Genomic DNA, 3075 nt, shown 5'->3' with positions numbered 1-3075 from the left:
GTGTCGCGCGCGGCGCGGGCGGCGGCGCCGGTGAGCCGCTCGCCGGCGCCGGGCGCGAGCCGCACGAGGGCTTCGCAGGTGTGCAGGCGCCGGTGGAAGTCCTTCTGATACGCCGTCCAGTACGCGGCGAGGTCGAAGTCGTCGGGCGGTGTGAACACCTCTGCGGTGGAGCGGAGTTCGAGGATCTGGTCGACGCGGTAGCAGCGCGGGGCGCCTGCCCCGGCCGACGCGACGACGTACCAGCGGCCTGCCTTGAGGACGAGCCCGTACGGCTCCAACCTCCGCTCCACGTCGGTGGGTTCGCGCCAGCGGCGGTACGTGACGTGCAGCGCGCGGCGCTCCCACACGGCGGTCGCCACCGCAAGCAGGTGTGCGGCTGTCTCCTCCTGTGCGTACCAGCCTGGCGCGTCCAGGTGGAAGCGGGCGCTGATCCGGTCGGCGCCCGCACGCAGCTCGGCCGGCAGTGCGGCCCGCACCTTCAACTGGGCGGCGGCGAGGACCGGTCCGAGCCCGAGGTCACCGGCGACTGCGGGCGCTCCGGCGAGGAAGAGCGCCTCGGCCTCGCCGGCGGTCAGGCCGGTGAGCCGGGTGCGGTAGCCGTCGAGCAGCCGGTATCCCCCGGCGTGGCCGGAATCGCCGTACAGCGGGACCCCTGCGGCCTGCAGCGCCTCGACGTCCCGGTAGACGGTACGGACGGACACCTCCAGTTCGGCGGCGAGGCGGGCGGCGGTCATCGGCCCGCCGGTCTGCAGCAGGAGCAGGATCGAGACGAGACGGCTGGACTTCACTGCCACAGGATGTCAGTGAAGCGGGCTTAGCGTCCCGCCATGACCTTCGCGGAGAAACTGCTGACCGTGCCCCCGCCCCTCGACGTAGCGGGCCGTCGCATCAAGCGCTACCACGTGACCACCGACCCGGCGGGCATCGCATCCGACGTCGCCGAGGCGGCGTACGCGCTGCTGCCCGCGCTGCTGCCGGAGCCGGACGGCACCCCGGCCGCCACGTTCACCGTGCTGCACCGGGGCGGCGACGACGGCGCCTACCTGAACGCGTACAGCTGGGTGTGGGACAACGTCCTGCATTTCAGGGGTGCCGCCGCGGGTCAGCCGGCCCTCGGCTGCCCGGACCGCGATCCGGCCCGCTTCGTCCTGCCGGACCGGCCCTGGATCGGTTGCGTGTGGGAACTCCCGCCGATCCTGCACGAACGGGACGCCTGGGTCCGGCACATGCTGACGCCCGACCGCCCCGACCTCGACGCGTACGTACGCGACACCCTGCCCGCGGGCACGACCGGAGGACGTTCATGAGCAGCGCGCACGACTTCGACTTCTTCTTCGGCGAGTGGGACGTCGTGCATCGGCGAAGGCTCGACTTCCTCGATCCGGCCAGCGGCTGGGAGGAGTTCGGTGCGCGCAACCGGTGCTGGAGCCTGTTCGACGGGGCTGCGAACATCGATGAGATGCCGGTGCCTGCGCAGGGCTGGACCGGTCTGACCCTGCGCCTGTTCGACCCGGCGACCGGACTGTGGTCGCTGCACTGGTCCACCGACCGGGCGGGACGGCTCTTCCCGCCGGTGACCGGCCGATTCACGGGCGGACGCGGGGAGTTCACCGGCGACGACACGCACGAAGCGAAAAGCGTACGGGTGCGGTTCGTGTGGTCCGGGATCAGTGCGACGACGGCCCGCTGGGAGCAGGCGTTCTCGGTCGACGAAGGCCGGACGTGGCTGGCGAACTGGTCGATGGACTTCACCCGCCGCGCGGTCGATGGAGCCGGAGAACTTCCTTGACTTCGCGTGCACTTGAACATGTTGACTCCCTGTTCGTAGCCCGGAGCGCACCCGCAGCCGGGCGGCCCGACAGGGGGAATCCCATGAAGTACCGCACCATCGGCGGCGACCCGGCGCGGCGTCGCGAGGTCAGCGTCCTGAGCCTCGGCGCCATGCTGTTCGGCACGATCACCGACGAGAAGACGTCGTTCGCGATCCTCGACCGGTACGTGGAGGCGGGCGGCACGTTCGTCGACACGTCCGACAACTACGCGTTCTGGGTCGACGGGACCGTCGGCGGCGAGAGCGAGACGCTGCTCGGCAACTGGCGGCGCAGCCGCGGCATCGGCGACGAGGTCTTCATCGCCACCAAGCTCGGCGCCGCGCCACTCGCGCCGGGCACTGGGTACATCGACAACCCGGAGGGCCTGTCGGCGGCCGCGATCCGCTCGGCCGTGGAGGGCAGCAAGGCGCGGCTCGGCGTCGAGAGCCTCGACCTCCTGTACGCGCACATCCCGGACCCGAAGGTGGAACTCGCCGAGACGGTGAGGGAGTTCGGGGCGCTCGTGCATGAGGGGGCGGTCGGGCTGCTCGGTGTCTCCAACCATTGGGCGTGGCAGGTCGAGCGGGCGCGGGCGATCGCGCGGGCCGAGGGGATCGCCGGGTACGAGGTGCTCCAGTACCAGCACAGCTATCTGCGGCACCGGACCGATCTGTCCACCGAACTGTCGCCGGACGGCGTGTGCGCCACCGCCGACGGAAACCTCCTCAGCATGGTGCGCGCCGAGCGCGACCTCGCGTTGGTGGCCTACTCGCCGCTGATCGGCGGCGCCTACATGCGCGAGGACAAGCCGCTCGGTCCCGGGCACGACCACGGCAGCCGCGAGGCGCGGCTCACCGCGCTGCGCGAGGTCGCCGCGTCCAGCGGCGCCACGGTCAACCAGGTCGTCCTCGCCTGGATGCTGGGCGCGGACGTCCCGGCGATCCCCCTGGTCGGCGCGTCCTCGGTGGCCCAGTTGGAGGAGAGCCTGGCCGCGGTGGACCTGGAGCTGACCGAGGAGGAGCGGGCCCGCCTGAACGAGGCGTGATCCGCCCGGCCCGGGCGGCGGCACGGGCCGCTGCTCCGTCAGGCCCGGCCGGCGGCACGGGCCGCTGCTCCGTTAGTCCCGGGTCTCGAAGGCCAGCACCGTGTAGGTGGGCTCGGGGCGCGGGGTCTCCTGCCGCGGCAGCGCCTCCAGCCGACGGGCGAGCTCTTCGCCCCCGGCCGCGTAGATCCGCCCCGCACGCACGTCCCGGGCCAGGCGCGC

General features: G+C 72.5%; 4 protein-coding genes. 3 read left to right on the top strand and 1 reads right to left on the bottom strand.

Annotated elements, in window-relative coordinates; genetic code table 11:
- On the bottom strand, nt 1-788 hold a 788-nt coding region (locus tag G3I40_RS07140), incomplete at its 3' end, for a WYL domain-containing protein (protein WP_164301313.1).
- Between the two features lie 39 nt (nt 789-827).
- Here G3I40_RS07140 and G3I40_RS07135 point away from each other — a divergent pair.
- The 3 genes from G3I40_RS07135 to G3I40_RS07125 all read left to right on the top strand — a co-directional run bounded on the left by G3I40_RS07135 (nt 828) and on the right by G3I40_RS07125 (nt 2856).
- Complete coding sequence (locus G3I40_RS07135; RefSeq protein WP_164301312.1) at nt 828-1307, top strand: hypothetical protein; 480 nt, start codon at nt 828-830, stop codon at nt 1305-1307.
- Nucleotides 1304-1789 (top strand): hypothetical protein, encoded by a 486-nt coding sequence (locus tag G3I40_RS07130; protein ID WP_164301311.1) that lies wholly within the window; start codon nt 1304-1306, stop codon nt 1787-1789. Before G3I40_RS07135 ends, G3I40_RS07130 begins: the two co-directional genes overlap by 4 nt.
- 83 nt (nt 1790-1872) lie before the next feature.
- Nucleotides 1873-2856: an aldo/keto reductase gene (locus tag G3I40_RS07125; protein WP_164301310.1), complete on the top strand. Its 984-nt coding sequence runs from the start codon at nt 1873-1875 to the stop codon at nt 2854-2856.
- Nucleotides 2857-3075: the final 219 nt, after the last annotated feature.

Origin of the sequence: Streptomyces sp. SID14478 (assembly GCF_010548525.1) — a bacterium.
GTDB lineage: Bacteria > Actinomycetota > Actinomycetes > Streptomycetales > Streptomycetaceae > Streptomyces.
The sequence above is the reverse complement of the archived record's forward strand: the minus strand, read 5'-3'. Positions and strand labels throughout refer to the sequence as shown.

Coding starts and splice junctions, on each gene's coding strand:
- G3I40_RS07135 (WP_164301312.1), top strand. CDS start 828: ATGACCTTCGCGGAGAAACTGCTGACCGTGCCCCCGCCCCTCGACGTA.
- G3I40_RS07130 (WP_164301311.1), top strand. CDS start 1,304: ATGAGCAGCGCGCACGACTTCGACTTCTTCTTCGGCGAGTGGGACGTC.
- G3I40_RS07125 (WP_164301310.1), top strand. CDS start 1,873: ATGAAGTACCGCACCATCGGCGGCGACCCGGCGCGGCGTCGCGAGGTC.